General features: G+C 65.0%; 17 protein-coding genes. 11 read left to right on the top strand and 6 right to left on the bottom strand.

Annotated elements, in window-relative coordinates; all coding sequences use genetic code 11:
- Positions 1–31: 31 nt before the first annotated feature.
- From LOY22_RS12765 to LOY22_RS12755, 3 genes are all read right to left on the bottom strand, one after another.
- Positions 32–1,579, bottom strand: coding sequence for a UxaA family hydrolase (locus LOY22_RS12765; RefSeq protein WP_258597681.1), 1,548 nt, complete (start codon positions 1,577–1,579; stop codon positions 32–34).
- A 165-nt stretch (positions 1,580–1,744) separates the two neighbouring features.
- Entirely contained in the window at positions 1,745–2,710 is a 966-nt protein-coding gene (locus LOY22_RS12760) for a LysR family transcriptional regulator (RefSeq protein ID WP_258597679.1), read from the bottom strand.
- 34 nt (positions 2,711–2,744) lie between these two features.
- On the bottom strand, positions 2,745–3,692 hold the full coding sequence (locus LOY22_RS12755) for a LysR substrate-binding domain-containing protein (protein WP_093383114.1): 948 nt from the start codon (positions 3,690–3,692) through the stop codon (positions 2,745–2,747).
- Positions 3,693–3,793: 101 nt separating this feature from the next.
- Here LOY22_RS12755 and LOY22_RS12750 point away from each other — a divergent pair, with 101 nt between their 5' ends.
- The 3 genes from LOY22_RS12750 to LOY22_RS12740 all read left to right on the top strand — a co-directional run bounded on the left by LOY22_RS12750 (position 3,794) and on the right by LOY22_RS12740 (position 6,863).
- A complete protein-coding gene (locus LOY22_RS12750) occupies positions 3,794–5,107 on the top strand; it encodes an L-fuconate dehydratase (RefSeq protein WP_258597677.1) in 1,314 nt (437 codons plus the stop codon).
- Between the two features lie 67 nt (positions 5,108–5,174).
- Positions 5,175–6,476, top strand: coding sequence for an MFS transporter (locus LOY22_RS12745; RefSeq protein WP_258597675.1), 1,302 nt, complete (start codon positions 5,175–5,177; stop codon positions 6,474–6,476).
- A gap of 186 nt (positions 6,477–6,662) precedes the next feature.
- Positions 6,663–6,863, top strand: coding sequence for a hypothetical protein (locus tag LOY22_RS12740; RefSeq protein ID WP_143013286.1), 201 nt, complete (start codon positions 6,663–6,665; stop codon positions 6,861–6,863).
- Here the strand turns inward: LOY22_RS12740 and LOY22_RS12735 are convergent.
- From LOY22_RS12735 to LOY22_RS12725, 3 genes are all read right to left on the bottom strand, one after another.
- On the bottom strand, positions 6,847–7,953 hold the full coding sequence (locus LOY22_RS12735; protein WP_093383120.1) for an alkene reductase: 1,107 nt from the start codon (positions 7,951–7,953) through the stop codon (positions 6,847–6,849). The genes LOY22_RS12740 and LOY22_RS12735 overlap by 17 nt on opposite strands.
- Before the next feature lie 19 nt (positions 7,954–7,972).
- A complete protein-coding gene (locus tag LOY22_RS12730; RefSeq protein WP_213601329.1) occupies positions 7,973–8,383 on the bottom strand; it encodes a hypothetical protein in 411 nt (136 codons plus the stop codon).
- Between the two features lie 114 nt (positions 8,384–8,497).
- Entirely contained in the window at positions 8,498–9,379 is an 882-nt protein-coding gene (locus tag LOY22_RS12725) for a LysR family transcriptional regulator (protein WP_258597672.1), read from the bottom strand.
- 92 nt (positions 9,380–9,471) lie between these two features.
- Between LOY22_RS12725 and LOY22_RS12720 the strand changes: the two genes are divergently transcribed.
- The 8 genes from LOY22_RS12720 (at position 9,472) to LOY22_RS12685 (ending at position 19,063) form a co-directional block, all read left to right on the top strand.
- A complete protein-coding gene (locus LOY22_RS12720; protein WP_258597670.1) occupies positions 9,472–10,914 on the top strand; it encodes an aldehyde dehydrogenase family protein in 1,443 nt (480 codons plus the stop codon).
- 13 nt (positions 10,915–10,927) lie between these two features.
- The gene (locus LOY22_RS12715) at positions 10,928–11,914 is read left to right on the top strand and encodes a dipeptidase (protein ID WP_258597669.1); all 987 of its coding nucleotides are present in this window, start codon (positions 10,928–10,930) and stop codon (positions 11,912–11,914) included.
- Positions 11,915–11,971: 57 nt separating this feature from the next.
- On the top strand, positions 11,972–13,522 hold the full coding sequence (locus LOY22_RS12710) for a BCCT family transporter (protein WP_258597668.1): 1,551 nt from the start codon (positions 11,972–11,974) through the stop codon (positions 13,520–13,522).
- A 26-nt stretch (positions 13,523–13,548) separates the two neighbouring features.
- Positions 13,549–15,243 (top strand): hypothetical protein, encoded by a 1,695-nt coding sequence (locus LOY22_RS12705; RefSeq protein WP_258597667.1) that lies wholly within the window; start codon positions 13,549–13,551, stop codon positions 15,241–15,243.
- A gap of 2 nt (positions 15,244–15,245) precedes the next feature.
- Positions 15,246–15,938, top strand: a complete 693-nt coding sequence (locus LOY22_RS12700; RefSeq protein ID WP_309475573.1) for a DUF3726 domain-containing protein — start codon at positions 15,246–15,248, stop codon at positions 15,936–15,938.
- 34 nt (positions 15,939–15,972) lie between these two features.
- Entirely contained in the window at positions 15,973–16,359 is a 387-nt protein-coding gene (locus tag LOY22_RS12695) for a RidA family protein (protein WP_258597665.1), read from the top strand.
- A 261-nt stretch (positions 16,360–16,620) separates the two neighbouring features.
- Positions 16,621–18,318 carry a 2-isopropylmalate synthase gene (leuA, locus tag LOY22_RS12690; protein WP_213601331.1) on the top strand — a complete coding sequence of 566 codons (1,698 nt, stop codon included), beginning with the start codon at positions 16,621–16,623 and terminating at the stop codon, positions 18,316–18,318.
- 10 nt (positions 18,319–18,328) lie between these two features.
- The gene (locus tag LOY22_RS12685) at positions 18,329–19,063 is read left to right on the top strand and encodes a helix-turn-helix transcriptional regulator (RefSeq protein WP_045198892.1); all 735 of its coding nucleotides are present in this window, start codon (positions 18,329–18,331) and stop codon (positions 19,061–19,063) included.
- Positions 19,064–19,183 lie beyond the last annotated feature (120 nt).

The raw sequence follows: 19,183 nt of genomic DNA, 5'->3' as shown, positions 1-19,183 counted from the left end.
CGCCTCGTCAAGAAGGTTGCAGGGCTGTCAATCAGGTCACGGCACCGATCTGCCAGGGCACGAATTCGTTCTGCCCGTAGCCGTGCTGTTCACTCTTGCTGCGCTCACCGGAGGCGATGCGCAGCATCTGCTCGAAGATGTAGGCGCCGCGTTCTTCGATGCTGGTGCTGCCGTCGGCGATGCCGCCGCAGTTCACATCCATGTCTTCAAGCTGGTGCTCGAACACCCGGTTGTTGGTGGCCAGCTTGATCGACGGCGCCGGCGCGCAGCCGTAGGCCGAACCGCGGCCGGTGGTAAAGGCAATCAGGTTGGCGCCGCCGGCGACCTGGCCGGTGGCCGAAACCGGGTCGTAGCCCGGGGTGTCCATGAACACCAGGCCTTTGGCGCGCACCGCTTCGGCGTACTGGTAGACGTCCACCAGGTTGCTGGAGCCGGCCTTGGCCACTGCACCGAGGGATTTCTCCAAGATGGTGGTCAGGCCGCCGGCCTTGTTGCCGGCCGAGGGGTTATTGTTCAGCGCGGCGTTCATGCGCTGGCAGTAGTCTTCCCACCAATGGATGCGGGCGATGAGTTTCTCGCCCACTTCACGGCTGACCGCGCGGCGCGTGAGCAAGTGCTCGGCGCCGTAGATCTCCGGGGTTTCCGAAAGGATTGCGGTGCCGCCGGCTGCCACCAGACGGTCAACGGCATTACCCAGGGCCGGGTTGGCGGTGATCCCCGAGTAGCCGTCGGAGCCGCCGCATTGCAGGCCGACTACCAGATGGCGGGCGCTGACCGGCTCACGCTTGACCCGGTTGGCCTCGGCCAGCAGCGCCTCGACCTGCGCGATGCCGGCAGCGATGGTCTTCGAGGTACCGCCAATGCCCTGGATGGTAAAGGCGCGCAGTTGATCACCGGTTTGCAGCTGCTGGGTTTGCAGCAGGCTTTCGATCTGGTTGGTCTCGCAGCCCAGGCCGATGATCAGCACGGCGGCAAAGTTGGGGTGGATAGCGTAGCCGCCCAGGGTCCGGCGCAGCAGGCCCAGGGCTTCGCCGCTGGGGTCTACCGCGCAACCGGCGCCGTGGGTCAAAGCGACCACGCCGTCGATGTTCGGGTAGGCGGCCAGCGCCTCGGGGTGGATGTCGCGGCGAAAGTGGTCGGCCACGGCGCGGGCGACGGTGGCCGAGCAGTTCACCGAAGTCAGAATGCCAATGTAGTTGCGGGTCGCGACCCGGCCGTCGGCACGCACGATGCCCTGGAACTGCGCCTCGCTGGCAGGCGTTGGCCTGGCATCGACGCCGAAGGCATAGTCGCGGGCAAAATCGCCCATCTCGACGTTGTGCACGTGCACATGCTCGCCGGCCTCGATCACTTGCGAGGCAAAACCGATGATCTGCCCGTAGCGGCGCAGCGGCTGGCCTTGCTCCACGCGCTCGGTGGCGACTTTATGCCCGGACGGGACCGCCTGGCGCACGGTGATGGCTTCGGCGTCCAGGTGCTGGCCTTCAACCAGGGCCTGGCGGGCAATCAGTACATTGTCCAGGGGGTTCAAGCGGATAACGGCAGGGTCGCCGCTGCGGGTGCTGGCAATCAGTTGCATGGGACCTCTCAGGGCGGATGCGGCCGGCTTCTTGTTATGGCGCCGCCCGTGCTGTGCCGGGCGAATCTGCGATAACTCTAAGGAGCCGGGCGCAACATTCCCAATGAGATGATCCGATCAAGCGATAACCCAGGGTTATCGCAAGCTGTCAGTCAGCCGCTTTTATCAATCGCCAGCACTGCCCTGCTCTGCCCGTCGCTGGCGGGCGAACTCCAGCAACAGCTCAACAAACGCCTGCGCCGAGGCGCTCAAGGGTTCGTCCTTGCGGGTGATCACCCCGTACTCCAGCGGCGCCAGTTGCAACGGCGACTGCAGCTCGCAGAACTGGCCGCTGCTCAACTGCGCAGCGACCATCGAGCGCGGCAACATGGCGATCATCGGCCCGGACTCGAGCAAATGCAGGAACATCGGCATCGAGATGGTATCGACGCTGTCTGCCGGGGTGGCGATGCCGACCGCCCTGAAGGCCTGCTCCAGGCGCTCGCGCAGCGGTGTGCCGACCGGGTACAGCACCCACGGCCAGTCGCTCAGTGCCTGCAGCGAGGCACTGCCCGGCTGGTTGAGCGGGTGATCCTTGTTGACCACCAGGCTGAAGGGCTCTGGCTCCAGGGCCTGGAAGTCGAACAGCTGGCTGAAGCGCTCCTCGGTGAAGCGGCCGATCATCAGGTCGAGCTTGTTCTGCTCAAGCATGGCCAGCAGATGGTCGCTGGATTGCTCGACCACTTCGATCGACAGCAGCGGGCTGCGCGCCTTGATCGCGGCAATCGCCTGGGGCAGCACCAGGGGCGTTGCGGCAAAAATCCCGCCAACGCGAATAAAGCCATGGCCGCCCTTGCGCAGGCGGTTGACCTGGTCGACGAACTGCTGCGACTCGGCCAGCGCCCCTTGCGCATAACGCACCACGTACTCACCGAGTTCGGTGGGCGGCATGCTGCGCGGCAGGCGCTCGAACAGGGCAAAGCCGAACTGCTCTTCAAGGTCGCGCAGCATCTTGCTCAAGGCCGGCTGGCTGAGGTTCATGCGCGTGGCGGTGGCGTGCATGTTGCGCGTGCGCGCCAGGGTGTCGATCAGCACCAGGTGCTTGAAGCGGATCCAGTTGCAGAAACTGGCGTGGGTAATGTCTGAAGCCATCAACGAACTGCCTCTTGCCGATGAATACGCGGGGCTACTGCGCCCGCAGGTAGTGCAACAGGGTTTCCAGGGCCACCGAGCGCGGCCGCGAACGCAAGGTCAGCAGCCCCAGGTTGACCATCGAGATCGGCAGTTCCACCGGCAGAATGGCAACCATGGCGTAACGGGCATAATGCTCGGCGACGTCGTTGGGCACCACTGCAATCATGTCCGAGGCCTCAAGCATCGCCGTGGTGGCGAGGATCGAGGCGGTCTCGACGATGTCCAGCGACTGCACCATGCCGGCTGCCTGCAGAGCGTTCTCGACCCGCCGGCGCATGGGGCTGCCGATCGGGTGGAGGATCCAGGTCAGCTCGGCCAGGTCGGCCAGCGCAAGGCGTGCGGCGCTGGCCAGCGGATGCCCGGCACGGGCGACCACGCGCATCTGCTCGTCGCTGTCGAACAGTTCGATGTTCAGTTCGTGACTGTCGCTCTGATCCGGCAGGCGCCCGACCACCAGGTCGAAATCGCCGCGCAGCAGCGACGGCAGCAAGGTGTCGCTGGTACCGACCTCCAGCGAAATACGCACCTTGGGGTGCTCGCGCTTGTAGGCCAGCACCGCCTGGGTCAGCAGCCCCGGCACCGGGCCCATGACACTACCGACCCGCACCAGGCCGGAGGCGCCGCGGGCCAGTTCAGCGATCTGCGCCTGGGCGTGCTCGAATTCGTGCAGGGCGCCCTGGGCGTAGCGGATCATCACCTCGCCATACAGGGTCGGCTGCATGCCCCGGGGCAAACGCTCGAACAGGCGCACGCCGAGGCGCTCTTCCAGTTGCTGCAGCAACAGGCTGGCCGCGGGTTGCGTGGTGTGCATCGCCGCCGCGGCGCGGCGCAAATTGCCGAACTCGCCCAGGGCGTTGAGCAAGGTGATCTGCCGGCTGGAGATCTTCAGCGCCCCCAGGCTGGCAGGGGTCGGTAGCGCGACGTCGGGTTTAGGAGGCATATCAAATCCGGTATCCCTACTTAGGAATTGGCGATTATGCCTGTATCGCTCGACAACCTACAGTCAGGCCTCCCTGTGCCACCCCAGAACAAGAGCCCGCCATGAGCATACGTATTACCCACTTGAGTGTTCGCGACATCCGCTTCCCTACTTCGCTGTCGCTGGACGGCTCCGACGCGATGAACAGCGCCCCGGACTATTCGGCTTCCTATGTCGTGCTGCACACCGATGCCGACAGCCTCGAAGGCCACGGCCTGACCTTCACTATCGGGCGCGGCAACGAGATCTGCGCCGCCGCCGTGCAATCGCTGGCGCCGCTGATTGTCGGCCTGACCCTTGAAGACATCACCGCCGACATGGGCGGCTTCTGGCACCGCTTTACCGCAGGCGACAGCCAGTTGCGCTGGCTCGGCCCGGAAAAAGGCGTGATTCACCTGGCCACCGCCGCCATCGTCAATGCGGTCTGGGACCTGTGGGCCAAGCACGAAGGCAAGCCGGTGTGGAAACTGCTCGCCGACATGAGCCCCGAACAGCTCGTGGGCTGCCTGGACTTCAGCTACGTCACCGACGTGCTCACCCCCGAAGAAGCCATCGCCCTGCTGCGCCGTCAGGTGCCAGGCAAGGCCGAGCGCGAGGCGCAGATGCTGCGCGAAGGCTACCCCGGCTACACCACCGCGCCCGGCTGGCTCGGCTACAGCGAAGAGAAAATGCGCCAGCTGACCCGCGAGGCTATCGCTGACGGCTGGACCCACATCAAGCAGAAAATCGGCGCCAACCTTGAAGACGACATACGCCGCGCCAGCATCCTGCGCGACGAAATGGGCTGGGAGCGCACGCTGATGATGGACGCCAACCAGGTCTGGAGCGTCGATGAGTCGGTGGCCAACATGCGCCGCCTGGCGGTCTTCGAGCCGCTGTGGATCGAAGAGCCAACCAGCCCCGACGACATTCTCGGCCACGCCGCAATCCGCCAGCGCATTGCGCCGATCGGCGTCGCCACTGGCGAGCATTGCCATAACCGGGTGATGTTCAAGCAGATGTTCCAGGCCGGCGCGCTGGATTTCTGCCAGCTCGATGCCGCGCGCCTGGGTGGCCTCAACGAGGTGCTGATCGTGCTGCTGATGGCGGCCAAGTACGATGTGCCGGTGTGCCCCCATGGCGGCGGCGTCGGCCTGTGCGAATATGTGCAGAACATCGCCCTGTTCGACTACATCGCCGTCTCGGCCTCGTTGCACAACCGCGTGCTGGAGTACGTCGACCACCTGCACGAACACTTCATCGACCCGGTGGTGATCCGCCGCGGTCGCTACATGCCGCCGCAACGCCCTGGCTACAGCATCGAAATGCACGCGCAAACCCTGGAGCGCTACCAGTATCCCGATGGCGCCGTGTGGCTGGACATCAACCGTGACTGACTGACCTGAGCCTGCGCGCCGCAACACGTGCGGCGCGCAGTACGTACATTTGAACGGGGAAAAAACAATGACAATCCTCACTAACGCGACAGCGGCCGCCGCGCCTGCCGTCGCCGACGACCAGCGCCTGAACCGTCTGCTGCTGCGCAAGCTGATGCCGCTGCTGATCGTGGTCTATGTGATGAGCTTTCTGGACCGCACCAACATCGCCCTGGCCAAGGCCAGCATGGGCATCGACCTGGGCCTTTCGGCCGCAGCCTATGGCCTGGGTGCCGGGCTGTTCTTCCTGACCTACGCGCTGGCCGAAGTGCCGAGCAACCTGATCATGCACCGGGTCGGCGCGCGTTTCTGGATCACCCGCATCATGATCACCTGGGGCCTGCTGTCGGCGGGCATGGCCTTCGTCCAGGGCGAAACCTCGTTCTACATCATGCGCCTGCTGCTGGGCGTGGCCGAGGCCGGGTTGTTCCCCGGGGTGATGCTCTACCTGACCTACTGGTTCGACCGCGAGCAACGGGCGCGGGCTACCGGCTATTTTCTGCTCGGGGTGTGCCTGGCGAATATTCTCAGCGGTCCGCTGGGCGGCGCCTTGCTCGAACTCGATGGCCTGCTGGGCTGGCACGGCTGGCAGTGGCTGTTCGTCATCGAAGGCCTGCCGGCGGTAGCTCTGGCCTATGTGGTGTGGAGGAAACTGCCGGACGGCCCGGCCTCCGCGCCCTGGCTGTCGGCGGCCGATGCCCGCGACATCGAGCAGCGCCTGAACGCCGAAAAAGCCTTGGCGCCGCAACAGAGCCGGCTCAGCCAGATGTTCGCTGACAAACAGATCTGGCTGGCGATCGCGGTGTACTTCGTGCACCAGATCACCATCTATACAGTGATCTTCTTCCTGCCGGGCATCATTGGCACCTATGCCGCCCTGACCCCGTTGCAGATCGGCCTGCTGACCTCGGTGCCGTGGATTGCCGCCGCCATCGGCGCCGCCACACTGCCGCGCCTGGCTACCTCACCGGGGCGCTGCCGCACCCTGCTGTTCTTCGGTTTGCTGACCATGGCCGCCGGCTTGCTGCTGGCGTCGTTGTCGAACTCGTTCATCGGCCTGATCGGTTTCTCGCTGACCGCGCTGATGCTGTTCGTGGTGCAGTCGATCATCTTCGTCTTCCCCTCCAGCCGCCTCAGCGGCAATGCCCTGGCGGCGGGCCTGGCCTTCGTCACCACCTGCGGGTTGCTCGGCGGTTTTGTCGGGCCATCGGTGATGGGCCTGATCGAACAGACCACCGGCAATACCCGCAACGGCCTGTGGCTGATCGCCGCGCTGCTGGTGCTGGCGGCGCTGATCAGCGCGCGCTTGCGCCAGGGTCAGGAGCCCTAGCACAGCCCGAGGTGACTCCGTCCATCGCAAACCGGCCAGGCCTGTCCATTTTTTGACAAGGCTTGGCCTGCGGATTGCAGAGGCTGGCAATCACCGTCGGGCAGTGACGTAATACTGACGCGACGGCCAGCCCCCCAACGCTTATGGACGCCAGCAATCGCCTTGCTCGGTCACCGGAGAAGTCACGTGTCTACCCTCACTGAAATTGCAGCCAACCACGCCAGAATGATCAACGCCGTGGCCGCCGGCACGAGCGAACCGAGCGAGCGCCCGGCGCTGCTGGTGGTGGGCTTGCAGGCCCCCGCCGGCCTTGACGGGGTAGTCCCGGTACCGCTGGAGCTGATGCTTGCAGCCCAGGAACCCAGCCACTTCACTTGCCTGTCATAAAGGCTGGATAGTCGCTGTAGCCCAGCTCATCTCCGCCAAACAAGCGGCTGCCATCGAACTGCGCCATCGGCCAGCCGTTTGCCAGCCGCGCCGGCAAGTCCGGGTTGGCGACAAAGGGCCGGCCGAAGGCAATCAGGTCGACCAGCCCGGCCTCGAGCAAGGCCTGCGCACGATCCTCGTCGTAGCGCCCGGCAACGATGATGGCGCCGGCAAACACCTGGCGCAGCTCATGGCGGAACGGCTCGGGGATCTGCGGGGCATCGTCCCAGTCGGCTTCGGCCAGGTGCAGGTAGGCAATGCCTTGGGCGCCCAGGGCCTTGGCGGCCTGGAGGATGGTCGGGATGACGTCCGTGCAGTCCATGCCGCGGGCGGTGATGTAGGGCGCCAGGCGCACACCGGTGCGCTGCGCACCGATTTCGTCGGCCACCGCCGCGGCCACTTCCAGCAGAAAGCGGATACGGTTTTCGCGGCTGCCGCCGTAGGCGTCATTGCGCAGGTTGGAGGTGGTGCGCAAGAACTGGTCGATCAGGTAACCGTTGCCCGCGTGAATCTCGACGCCATCAAAACCCGCCTCGCGGGCATGCCGGGCGGCAAGCCGATAATCCTCGATCACCGCTTGAATGTCTGCCTGGCTCAGGGCCCGTGGCGCGCTGACCTCGACCATGCGCCCGACGCCATCATCGCCCACCACCCACACCTGGGCATCGGCACGCAGCGCTGACGGCGCAACCGGCTGGCCATCGGCATGGAAGCTCGCATGGGACATGCGCCCGACATGCCACAGCTGCAGGAAAATCCGCCCGCCTTGGCCATGCACGGCGTCGGTCACCTGACGCCAGCCGGCTACTTGCCCGGCACTGTAGATGCCGGGGGTAAAGCTGTAACCCTTGCCCTGCGGGCTGATCTGCGTGGCTTCACTGATGATCAGGCCGGCACTGGCGCGCTGGGCGTAATAGGCCGCCATCATGGCGTTGGGCACATCACCGGGCTGGCTGCTGCGCGAGCGGGTCATCGGCGCCATGACGATACGGTTGGGCAACTGCAGTGGGCCCAGTTCAAAGGGTGTGAACAACGAAGCTGAAGTAGACATGCGTGTGGCTCTCCTGAAGTCAGACAGGTGCGTGGTCGCACTGCTGGTAGTCGTGGGTAATGCCGAGGTCGTCGCGATCGAGCGGGCAGTCCAGTTCCAGGACCAGGCCGCCGGGCAGGCTGACAAACAGTTGGCAGATGCGTTGCTCCGGTACCAGCGCGACCTGGTAGGCCAGGCCACTGGCGCGGACGCGTTCGAGCACTGCCGACGCCGGCTGCCGGGTACGCAGGGCCAGATGGCTGAGCTCGGTGTGCGGCCCCTGGATCAGGTGCACCAGGGCCTGGTCGCCCTGGTACAGCCATTGCCCGGGAAATGGAAACGCCGGCCTCGGCCCGGGCTCGACGCCCAGCAGGGTTTGCAGCGCAGCCTTAAGCTCGCCGTCGGCGGCGGTGGTGAAGGCCAGGTGATCGAACTGCAGGTCAAGGGTCATGCTGAGCACCTCTGTGTGGGGTGTCAGCATGATGTTTGATTGAAAGTCGCTGATAAACAGGGCTGGACTGCAATGACTTGTTAGCAATTTTTATAGATCAGTCGAAACCCGCCACTAGGTGAAGGCATGCGCCCGCAAGAACACCATCAACGCCTGCGCCGCCGGCGACAGGCTACGACCCTTGCGCGTCAACAGGCCAATCTGGCGCTCGACCTTGGGCGCGGCCAGGGGCAGGAAGGCCAGCTTGTCGTTCTCCTGGGGGAAGGCCAGGTACGGCAGCGTGCTGATGCCCACGCCTTCTTCGAGCATGGCGATCAGCGAAATCATGTTGGAGACGAACAGCCGGCTGTGGGCCAGCAAGCCCTCGGCGTCGGTACCTTCGAGCAGCCGCGAGGTGCCGTTGCGGATCATCGCCAGGCCCTGCAGCTGTGACCAGTGCAAGGCCTCGCCAGCCTGCGCCAGCGGGTGGTCGGCGCGGCACACTACCCCGACCTGGTCGTGCAGCATCGGCGCGAACTCGATCTGCTCGTCGGCCATCCACAGGCTGCTGATGGCAAAATCCACCTGGCCCTGGGTCAACAGTTGCTGGACGCTGTCGGCGCTGCCGTCCTGGATGCTGATCTGCACATTAGGGTGCTCGGCGACGAAGCGTGCCAGCGGCGCCGGCAGCACACGGCTGGCCACCGACGGCACGGTGGCGATGCTGACCTGGCCGATCTCATGCTGAACCAGCAGCACCACCTCGCGGGCAATCCGGTCGTGGTGCTCGATCAGGCCGCGAAACAATGGCAGGCAATGTTCGCCAAAGGGTGTCAGCTCGACCCGCCCACCACCTTTTTCGATTAGCGCCTGGCCCAGCTTCTGCTCAAGCTCGCGCACCGCCAGCGATACCGCAGGCTGAGTGCGGTAGGCCTGGCGGGCAGCGGCGTTGAAGCTCTTGAGCTCGGCCACCAGCAGGAAGTAGCGGATCTGGGCGATTTTCAGCTCGGGCAACATGCTTAATAATCCTTATCGATTCATTTTTTTTATTAATTTTTATTTGTTTCATATTGCTCGCAAGATGAGAGCCAGGCAAACGGAGGCTTCTCATGTCACTCACTCCCTACAAGAACTACATCGATGGCCAGTGGTGCGAAGGTCACACCACACTGAGCAACTACAGCCCCTCGGACACCCGCGACCTGATCGGCGAGTACCACCAGGCCACTGCCGAGCAGACCCGCCTGGCCATCCAGGCCGCCCGCGCCGCACAACCGCTGTGGGCCGCCAGCGGCCTGGAAGCGCGCCAGCAGGTGCTGATGGCCATCGGCGATGAGCTGATCGCGCGCAAGGAAGAGCTCGGCCAGTTGCTCTCCCGCGAAGAAGGCAAACCCCTGGCCGAAGGCATCGGCGAGGTCAACCGCAGTGGCCAGTTCTTCCACTATTACGCCGCCGAAGTGCTGCGCCAGATGGGCGAAACCGCCGCCTCCGTGCGCCCCGGCATCGACATCGAAGTGCACCGCGAGCCGGTCGGCGTGGTCGCCATCATCACCCCGTGGAACTTCCCCATGGCCACCGCCGCCTGGAAGATCGCCCCGGCCCTGGCCTTCGGCAACGCCGTGGTGTTCAAGCCGGCCAACCTGGTGCCGGCCAGTGCCTGGGCACTGACCGAGATCATCAGCCGCCAGGCCCTGCCCCACGGTACCTTCAACCTGCTGATGGGCAGCGGTGCCAGCGTTGGCGAAACCCTGGTGCAGTCGGCCGAAATCGATGCCCTGACCTTCACCGGCTCGCTGGCCACCGGCCGTCACGTAGCACAGGCAACCGCTGCCAACCTGGTGCGCTGCCAGCTGGAGATGGGCAGCAAGAATGCCCTGGTGGTGATGGACGATGCCGACCTCGACACTGCCGTCGAATGCGCGCTCAACGGCGCGTTCTTCGGCACCGGACAAAAGTGCACGGCGTCCTCCAGGCTGATTGTCTGCGCCGGCATTCATGACCGCTTTGTCGAGGCCCTGCGCGTACGCATGCGCCAGTTGAACGTCGGCCCTGCACTGACCGCCGGCGTGCACATCGGCCCGGTCGCCGAGGCCCGGCAACTGCAACAGAACCTTGAATACCTGCGCCTGGCCCAGGCCGAAGGCGCCACCCTGGTTGAAGGTGGCGAACGCCTGCAACTGGACAGCGACGGCTACTACATGCGCCCGGCGCTGTTCATCGACAGCCGCAACGACATGCGCATCAACCGCGAAGAAGTGTTCGGGCCGATCGCCTGCGTGATCCGCGTGGCCGATTTCGACGAGGCCGTGGCCACCCTCAATGACACCGAGTATGGCCTCACCGCCGGGATCATCACCCAGTCGCTGCGCCATGCCAGCGAGTTCAAGCGCCGTGCCCGGACCGGCTGCGTGATGGTCAACCTGCCGACTGCCGGCACTGACTACCACGTGCCGTTTGGCGGGCGCAAAGCCTCAAGCTTCGGCCCCCGCGAACAGGGCCAGTACGCCCGCGACTTCTACACCGTGGTCAAGACCGTTTATGTCCGCCCTTGAGGGAGTACCTGCCATGCACGACCTGCTGATGATCGACGGCCTGCAGTACTCCAACTGGAGCCCGGACATATTCCGCCAGATGCAAGCCGGCGGCCTGAGCGCGGTGCACGCCACCATCGCCTACCACGAGAACGCGCGGGAAACCCTCTCGCGCCTGGGCGAATGGAACCGTCGTTTCGAAACCTGGCCCGAACTGATTCGCCCGGTGCGTTCGGCCAGCGACATCCGCCTGGCGCAGCAGGAAGGCCGGGTGGGGATTTTCTTCGGCTTTCAGAACTGCTCACCAATCGAGGACGACATCGCCCTGGTGGAAATTTTCCGCCAGCTCGGGGTATTCGTCATGCAGTTGACCTACAACAACCAGAGCCTGCTCGCCAGCGGCTGCTACGAGCGCGAAGACAACGGCATCAGCCGCTTCGGCCGCCAGGTGATCGCCGAGATGAACCGGGTCGGCATGCTTATCGACATGTCCCACAGTGCCGAGCGCAGCACCCTGGAAGCCATCGAGCTGTCGAGCCGGCCGGTGATCATCTCCCACGCCAACCCGTCGAGCTTCCATGCCGCCAAGCGCAACAAGTCCGACGCGGTACTGCGCGGCATTGCCGAGTCGGGCGGGCTGCTGGGCTTCAGCACCTACCCGTTCCACCTCAAGGGCGCCTCCAGCTGCAGCCTCGAAAGCTTCTGCGACATGATCGCCAGCACGGCCGACCTGATGGGTGTCGAGCACATCGGCATCGGTACCGACCTGTGCCAGGCGCAACCGCTGGCGGTGCTCGAATGGATGCGCAATGGCCGCTGGAGCAAGGACAAGGACTACGGCGAAGGCTCCCGCGACAACGCCAACTGGCCCGAGCCGCTGGGCTGGTTCCGCGACAGCCGCGACTTTGCCAACATCGCCCGGGGCCTGCGCGCCCGCGGTTTCGCCGAAGAGGATGTCGGCAAGATCATGGGCTTGAACTGGCTGCGCCTGCTGGAAACCGCCACCACGGCGCAGGCCTGAGCCATCCCTGCACGGACAGCATCAACAATAACAACAATCGCAGGTTCCGGAGGCTTCATGAAAAACCCAAGCACCCTGCAGGCTGACGGCCAGGCCATGGGCCTGCCCCTCGCGCGCGATATCGACTGGCCGCTGTTCGTGATCAGCGGCGGTTTTCTCGGCGCGTTCCTGATCGCCGCGCTGGTCGACATCGAGGCGGTCTCGAGCCTGGTCAACAGTCTGTTCGCCTGGTCGACCAAGGCCTTTGGCCTGTACTGGCAAGTGCTGATGCTGGCGACCTTCGTGGTCAGCCTGGGCATCGGTTTCAGCAAGTGCGGGCGCGTGCGCCTGGGCGGCGTCAGCCAGCGCCCGGACATCAGCACCTTCAACTGGATCGCGGTGATCATGTGCGCCCTGCTCGCCGGCGGTGGCGCCTTCTGGGCCGCGGCCGAGCCGTTGATGCATTTCGCCAGCCCGCCGCCGTTCTTCACCGGCATCGCCCCGCACAGCGAAGCGGCGGCCACTGCGGCCCTGGCGCAGGCATTCGTGCATTGGGGCTTTCTCGCCTGGGCGGTGCTCGGCAGCCTGCTGGCCATCGTGCTGATGCACCTGCACTACGACAAGGGCCTGCCGCTGGCGCCACGCACCCTGCTCTACCCGCTGTTTGGCCAGCGCGCCCTGAAAGGCCCGATCGGCACCTTCGCCGACGCCGCCTCGATCATCGCCGTGGTCGCCGGCACCATCGGCCCGATCGGTTTTCTCGGCCTGCAGATCAGCAGCGCCCTGCATGCGGTGTGGGGCGTGCCCAACGGCATCGTCACCCAGTCGATCACCATCGTGCTGGTCACCCTGATGTACACCACCTCGTGCCTGGTGGGCCTCAAGGGCATCCGCTTCGTCAGCGAGATCAACGTCTGGCTGATGCTCGGCCTTGCGCTGTTCATGGTGGTGTTCGGGCCGACGCTGTTCATCCTCGGCGGCTTCCCTGCAGCCTTCGCCCTGCACGTGGAGCACTTCATCCCGCTGACCATGTTCCGCGCCGATCCCAAGTGGCTGGACTGGTGGACGGTGTTCTACTGGGGCTGGTTCATCGGCTACGCGCCCATGGTGGCGCTGTACGTCGCGCGGATTTCGCGGGGCCGGACCATCCGCGAGATCATCATGACCCTGTCGATCATCGCCCCGCTGGTGACCATGTTCTGGTTCACCGTGGTCGGTGGCACCGGTATCGGCCTTGAGCTGCAAACCCCGGGGATCGTCACCGCCCACGGCAGCCAGCCCGAAGACCTGCTGCTGGGCGTGACCCAGAACCTGCCGCTGGGTGGCCTGATCAGCGCGCTGTTTCTGTTTTTGAGCTTTATCTCGGTGGCCACCAATGGCGACGCCATGGCCTTCACCGTGGCCCTGGCGATATCCAGCAACGACAAGCCGAAGAAATGGCTGTGCGGCTTCTGGGCGATCGGCATGGGCCTGGCCGCAGTGGTGCTGATTACCATCGGCGCCGGCGGCGTCACCGCCCTGCAGTCGTTTATCGTCATCACCGCAGTGCCGGTGTCGCTGGTGATCCTGCCAGCGCTGTGGGATGCCGTGCGCATCGCCCGGCACATGGCCCGCGAACAAGGCCTTTGACCATGATGCAGCCAGGAACAATAACAATGTCCAGCTCCGCCCCTGCAGCACCCGCGTTGCGCCCCGCCAGCCAGGTCATGGACCTGGCCCGGCTGGGCAGCCACTTCCAGAGCCCGTTGAGTTTCGTGCGCAGCAGCATGCGGCGGATGATGAACCAGCAATGGCGCATCCAGCGCAGCCGCTTCGAGCTCGACGCTGAAGGCTTCGGCACCGCGATCTACCGCATCGACACGCCGAGAGCGCACTACCATTGCGTGATCTTCTCGGCCTACCTGCCTGCGGAAAAACGCAGCGACCGGGTGATCGCCGATCAATGGGATGTGTGTTTCGTGCTGGTCGCCGGCGATGTCGATGACACGCAACTGGCCGACCTGCAGCGCAACGTGCCGCTGCAGGAAGCCGGGCGCTTCGATGCGCGGGTACTGGTGCTGTCCCGGGCCAACCGCAGCCTGCGCAATTTCGAGCGCTTCGTCAGCGCCCTGGCCGAAGGCACCCAGCCCGACCCACGGCAATTGGCCGACGTCGGCTACCTGTACCGCACCACTGCGGTGTACGGCAACGGCAAGTTCGGCATCGCCGACTTCGGCTGCCTGCAGCACAACCCCGACTTCAACCAGCCGTTCAGCGCGCAGATGTTCACCGTGTACCTGCTGCGCCATTTCAGCATCGAGCAGATCGAGCACATGGCCCGTGCCCGCGCCCCGCAACGCGCGGTAAAACTCGACGTGGCGCTGCAACGCTACCTGGGCGTCGGCAACTCGACCGGGCTGGGCATGGCGCCGTTTCTGCTCAACCACCCGCAACTGGTCAACCAGTGGCTGTGGGCCCGGGAAACCGCCCTGACCCGGGTGCTGGCGCAAGCGGCCGAGCCTGCCCGCCTGCAACGCTTGCAGGCGCTGCTGCAACGGGCGCAGCTGCACCTGGAGCAAACCCTGACCGAAGACCTGCGCCAGCACCAGCAAGACCAGCAAACCCTGGCCGAACTGGCGCCCCTGGGCGCCTGGCTCGAGCGCCAGCCAGCCAGCGCCGACCTCTGGCCACGCCTGCTGGCCTGGAGTGAAGCCCACGCCGGCATCGGTTGCCAGGAACTGCTGGTGAGCCTGTTGCTGGAGCTGTACCCCGACCAGGTGACGCCGCTGGCCGAGCAGATGGGCGTCAACGAAGGCTGGCGCCTGCAGGCGCAGATGCCCCTGACCAAGCTGCGCGAGCTGATCGAAAGCCACTACGCCTGGGCCCTGGCCTACGACTTCAGTGCCAGCGATGCCGAGCACTTCTTCTGGTACCGCTCGGCGGAAAAAGAAGAGCCGCGCCTGGGCATGCGCGCCGAAGAACCGGGCGCCGACAAAGAAATGCAACTGGGCATCGCCCGTAACATCCAGCGCTGCTACCACGCCCTGCTGGCGCACCTGCGCGCCCATCCCGGGGAGTTGACCGCGCACTTTCTGATCGCCCAGCCGGCCTTCAAGGGCACGGTGCGCCGCCTGCAGGGCATGGCCCTGTGCGCCTATGGCGAGATCCGCGCCAACCTGCTGGCCCGCGACATGCTGCCAATCCACCTGCTGCGCTGCAAGCTGGCGTTTTTTGGCGCCGGCAAATTCGACCCTAAATCCAGACGCTGGGTACGCATCACCCTGTTCCAGGGCGCGCCGCTGGTGAGTGAAATTGGCCAGCCGTTCGCCGACGACTGGAACTTTGCCGTGATGCCGGGCGGAGGCCAATGACCATGCGCGTATCGCTCAATGAAATCCAGGTGATGTGCCGCAAGGCCTTCGAAGGCATGGGCTTTGCCCCCGGCGACTGCGAAGACGCCGCCGACATGGTCGGCTGGTTGCAATTGCAAGGGCTGGACGGCCTCGGCGCCCTGGCCAAGGCCCTCGATTATCTGCAGCGCGAAGCCCACCAGCCCTTTGCCCTGAACGTTGAAGACAGCGCCTTGCTGGTGATCGACGCCAAGGGCCAGAGCGTACTGCGCTGCGCCGCTACCGCCGTGGAGCTGGCCGTGGCCAAGGCCCAGGCCAGCGGCCAGGCAGTGCTGCGGATCCAGCACTGCCACAACCGCCTGCTGCTGCTTGGCTACCTGTGCCGCGCCGCCGAGCTGGGGCTCGGGGTGCAGGCGCGCTGGAGCGATGCCCGCCAGGTACACATCGCAAGCTTTGTTGCCGGCAGCAATCGCCCGCAGTTGCAGTTGCAAGCGCAGCCCGGCGCCGTGGCGCCGGAACAGAGCATCACCGTCACCTTCAGCCGCCCCGCGGCCCCGGCCGTGCCGCAGATTGGCGAGCAGGCCAGCCTTGGCCAGGGCTTTAGCGTCAACCCGCAGACCTGGCAGCGGCTCAAGCAACTGGCCGAACAGGTGCTGGTGCAAAGCAGCGAAGCCTCACGCCGCCACGGTGCCGATGGCGGCAGCGATGCCGATTGATTGTTTGCCCTTCGACTTAAAAGGAACACCCTCGATGAAATACGCCATCAACACCGAGCTGTTCGCCGCCAAGGCCCCGCTGGAATGGGCAGTGGTCGGCAACGGCACGCTGTACACCGCGCAAATCCCCATCGATGCCCGGGGCCAGGTGGTGGCCGGCGGCATCGAAGCCCAGGCGCGGCAAACCCTCGATAACCTCAAACACACCCTGCAGGCCGCGGGCAGTTCGCTCGACGCCGTGGTCCAGGTACTGATTTACGTCACCGAGCGCAGCTACCTGGCGACGGTCAATGCGGTGTACGCCGAGTACTTCCAGGCGCCCTACCCCAACCGCGCGGCGCTGGTGGTGGCGGGCCTGGCGCGGGAGGAAATGCTGGTCGAGCTGGTGGTCTATGCGTGCCTTGCCGATAGCGCCGGCTGAGGCCAGGTGCAATTTGCGGCTGAGCGTCGCAGGCAGGCGTTCAAATGGTGAGGATATGCTCATAAAAATATTAAATCGCAATAATTCACCAATATTTTCAATTTTAAGGCGATCAGCAAAGGCTTCTTCACCAGTCACTGGCAAAATTAGCAATTATTTCTAGATGTAACAGCGCTAGAATTGGATCCCATCTGCGATTGGCATCGGTTGCTTGCGGGCAACCGGCGCTGCGCAAAACCGTAGGCACAGGAGAACGCCGCCATGATGTTGAAGGATCCTTCTACCAAGTACCGTCACTTCACCACCGTCGACCTGCCGGACCGCCAGTGGCCGAACCGGGTCCAGCAGGTCGCCCCGACCTGGTGCAGTGTGGACATGCGCGACGGTAACCAGGCGCTGATCGAACCGATGAACGCCGAGCGCAAGCGGCGCTTCTTCGACCTGCTGGTCAAGGTCGGCTTCAAGCAGATCGAGGTGGGTTTCCCGGCGGCCTCGCAAACCGACTTCGATTACGTGCGCGAGCTGGTCGAGAGCGGCGCGATTCCTGACGACGTTACCATCCAGGTGATGACCCAGGCCCGCAGCCACCTGATCGAGCGCACCTTCGAAGCCCTCAAGGGCGTGCCCCGGGCGATTGTCCACGTCTACAACGCCACCGCACCGGTGTTTCGCGAGGTGGTGTTCGGGGTCGACCGCGCCGGCTGCATCGAGATCGCCACCCAGGCCACCCGCGAGATCAAGGCCCACATGCAGGCCAACCCGCAAACCCAGTGGACCTACCAGTACTCGCCCGAGACCTTCTGCTTTACCGAGCTGGATTTCGCCCTGGAGATCTGCGAGGCGGTGACCGAGGTGTTCCAGCCCTCGCCAAGCAACAAGATGATCCTCAACCTGCCGACCACCGTCGAGGTCTCGACCGCCAACGTCTTCGCCGACCAGATCGAGTGGTTCTGCCGCCACTTGAGCTGCCGCGACAGCGTGGTCATCAGCGTGCACCCACACAATGATCGCGGTACCGGCGTGTCGACCGCCGAGCAGGCCTGCCTGGCGGGCGCCGAGCGGGTCGAGGGCACCTTGTTCGGCAACGGTGAGCGCACCGGCAACGTCGATATCCTGACCCTGGCAATGAACCTCTACACCAGCGGTATCAGCCCGCAGCTGGACTTCTCGGACATCATCCACGTGCAGCGCGAAGTCGAGTTCTGCAACCAGTTGCCGACCCACCCGCGCCACCCGTATGCCGGCGAACTGGTGTTCACGGCGTTTTCCGGCTCGCACCAGGACGCCATCAAGAAAGGCTTCGCCCACCGGCGCAACAACCCCGAGGGCTACTGGCAGATCCCTTACCTGCCGATCGATCCGGCCGACATGGGCCGCAGCTACGAGGCAGTGATCCGGGTCAACAGCCAGTCCGGCAAAGGCGGCGTCGCCTATCTGCTCGAGCAACACGGCATTGTCCTGCCGCGGCGCCTGCAGATGGAGTTCAGTGGCCTGGTGCAACAAGTGGCCGACGAGGCCGGCCAGGAGATCACCAGCGACATGATCCTGTCGTGCTTCACCGACAACTACCTTGAGCAAGGCAAGCCCTACACCCTGCAGCAACCTCGGCTTGCCAGCGAAGACAGCTGCACCTACCTCGATGCCCAGTTGGACATCGCCGGCGCGCGCCTGGCGCTCAGCGGCGAAGGCAACGGGCCGTTGGCGGCGCTGGTCAATGCCTTCGCCCAGCAGGGCCTGAACTTCGATATCGCCGACTATCACGAGCACGCCATTCGTGACGGTGCCCAGGCCGAAGCCATCGCCTATGTCGAAATCCGCGTCAACAGCCAGCTGCTATTCGGCGTCGGCAAAGACAACAGCATCCTCCAGGCATCGCTCAAGGCCGTGGTCGGTGCCGTGTCGCGGGCCACCCGCCAGGGCTTGCTCAAACCCCTGCACGCCGCCAGCGTTTCTGCCTGAGGAGAAAGGCATGGAACCATTAGCGATGGACTATGAACATGGCGAGGTCGTGGGCAGCCACTGCCATGCCGAGGACCAGTTGATCTACGCCACCAGCGGGGTCATGCGCGTGTGCAGCGACGAAGGCAACTGGGTGATCCCCTGCGGGCACGCCCTCTGGGTGCCGGCAGGGGTCAGCCACGAGGTGCGCATGAGCGGCGAAGTGAGCATGCGCACCTTGTTGCTCAGCGCCCACGTCGACCGCTGTCAGGTGATCGTGGTCTCGGGGCTGCTGCGCGAGCTGATCCTGGCCTCATCACGCATGCAGGAGCAGCGCGACGAGTCGTTGGGCGAGCATGTGCGCGCGCTGATTCACCGCGAGCTGGAGGCGGCTGAACGCATCGAGGCGCATGTGCCGGTGCCGCAGCATCCACGCCTGCGGGCCTGGTGCGAGCGCTTTCTCGAAGACCCTGCGCAAGACCTCACCCTGGAGCAATGCGGCGCGCAGTTGAACATGAGTGCGCGCACCGTGGCGCGATTGTTCCAGCGCGAGGTGGGGATGTCCTACGGTGAATGGCGCACCCGCACGCGCATGATTCTCAGCCAGCAGCGCCTGGCCGGTGGCATGCCGATCCTGCACGTGGCGCTCGAACACGGCTACCAGAGTGCCAGCGCCTTTGCCGCGATGTTCAAGCGCATCCTCGGCTACACCCCACGCGACTGGCAGGTCAGCGCCCTGGAAGGCAGCGCCACGCGCAGCCACTGAGACCCGCAGCGAGGATGGCGGCCACGCCCTCCTCGCTGCCGGGCCAGGTTGTCCCGGTCACGGCCATGGTTGTCCCGCTCGCGGCAGAAGCGCTGCCCTCCCCTCGTTAATCTGGCATCA

The organism is Pseudomonas sp. B21-035 (assembly GCF_024748945.1).
Taxonomy (GTDB): domain Bacteria; phylum Pseudomonadota; class Gammaproteobacteria; order Pseudomonadales; family Pseudomonadaceae; genus Aquipseudomonas.
Note: the sequence above shows the minus strand (reverse complement) of the source record. Positions and strands in the feature narration are given on the sequence as shown.

Excerpts from the sequence above, each read along its gene's own strand:
- LOY22_RS12700 (WP_309475573.1), top strand. The coding sequence starts at position 15,246 with ATGCGCGTATCGCTCAATGAAATCCAGGTGATGTGCCGCAAGGCCTTC.
- LOY22_RS12725 (WP_258597672.1), bottom strand. The coding sequence starts at position 9,379 with ATGTTGCCCGAGCTGAAAATCGCCCAGATCCGCTACTTCCTGCTGGTG.
- LOY22_RS12745 (WP_258597675.1), top strand. The coding sequence starts at position 5,175 with ATGACAATCCTCACTAACGCGACAGCGGCCGCCGCGCCTGCCGTCGCC.
- LOY22_RS12715 (WP_258597669.1), top strand. The coding sequence starts at position 10,928 with ATGCACGACCTGCTGATGATCGACGGCCTGCAGTACTCCAACTGGAGC.
- LOY22_RS12720 (WP_258597670.1), top strand. The coding sequence starts at position 9,472 with ATGTCACTCACTCCCTACAAGAACTACATCGATGGCCAGTGGTGCGAA.
- LOY22_RS12695 (WP_258597665.1), top strand. The coding sequence starts at position 15,973 with ATGAAATACGCCATCAACACCGAGCTGTTCGCCGCCAAGGCCCCGCTG.
- LOY22_RS12765 (WP_258597681.1), bottom strand. The coding sequence starts at position 1,579 with ATGCAACTGATTGCCAGCACCCGCAGCGGCGACCCTGCCGTTATCCGC.
- LOY22_RS12685 (WP_045198892.1), top strand. The coding sequence starts at position 18,329 with ATGGAACCATTAGCGATGGACTATGAACATGGCGAGGTCGTGGGCAGC.
- LOY22_RS12750 (WP_258597677.1), top strand. The coding sequence starts at position 3,794 with ATGAGCATACGTATTACCCACTTGAGTGTTCGCGACATCCGCTTCCCT.
- LOY22_RS12730 (WP_213601329.1), bottom strand. The coding sequence starts at position 8,383 with ATGACCCTTGACCTGCAGTTCGATCACCTGGCCTTCACCACCGCCGCC.
- leuA (WP_213601331.1), top strand. The coding sequence starts at position 16,621 with ATGATGTTGAAGGATCCTTCTACCAAGTACCGTCACTTCACCACCGTC.
- LOY22_RS12755 (WP_093383114.1), bottom strand. The coding sequence starts at position 3,692 with ATGCCTCCTAAACCCGACGTCGCGCTACCGACCCCTGCCAGCCTGGGG.
- LOY22_RS12705 (WP_258597667.1), top strand. The coding sequence starts at position 13,549 with ATGTCCAGCTCCGCCCCTGCAGCACCCGCGTTGCGCCCCGCCAGCCAG.
- LOY22_RS12760 (WP_258597679.1), bottom strand. The coding sequence starts at position 2,710 with ATGGCTTCAGACATTACCCACGCCAGTTTCTGCAACTGGATCCGCTTC.
- LOY22_RS12735 (WP_093383120.1), bottom strand. The coding sequence starts at position 7,953 with ATGTCTACTTCAGCTTCGTTGTTCACACCCTTTGAACTGGGCCCACTG.
- LOY22_RS12710 (WP_258597668.1), top strand. The coding sequence starts at position 11,972 with ATGAAAAACCCAAGCACCCTGCAGGCTGACGGCCAGGCCATGGGCCTG.